Annotated in this window: 1 pseudogene; it reads right to left on the bottom strand. The window is 55.7% G+C overall.

The window, feature by feature from the left end:
• A pseudogene (locus tag AC1D0P_RS30345) lies at window positions 1-225 on the bottom strand (hypothetical protein); the annotation flags it as partial.
• Window positions 226-424 lie beyond the last annotated feature (199 nt).

The following is a 424-nucleotide window of genomic DNA, read 5'->3' as shown; positions in this document are numbered from 1 at the left end:
GTAGGAATCCTTACCGCCCGATAGGCAGACAAGCCAACGCTTCTGGCCGTTCAGCATGCCGAAATCATCGATCGCCTGGCGCAGGTTGCGCATCAGGCGCTTTCTCAGCTTGTTGAAATTGCTCGATTGCGGCGCATACCGGTAGAGCGCTTCCATCATCGAGTCGCCGGCAAAGCCAAGGCCATCCTCGTCGTCACGCGGAGCATCCGGATTGGTGGTCAGCATAGGCGTGTGCCTTCGGTGGAAATGGGTCGATGAGGCAATAGCCTATTGCTGCGATGCGTCAAGGATGTTTCGAACACGTAGCATGTAGAGCTTCGACAACAGCAGAATGTTTCAGATACGCGTCAGCGACGTCCTCCTCGCACCTTGACTGAAATCCTTTAGTCGATGCCAATCGCGGCTGCGTTGATGGATGCGACAC

The organism is Polaromonas sp. P1_G2 (genome assembly GCF_056405515.1).
Note: the sequence above shows the minus strand (reverse complement) of the source record. Positions and strands in the feature narration are given on the sequence as shown.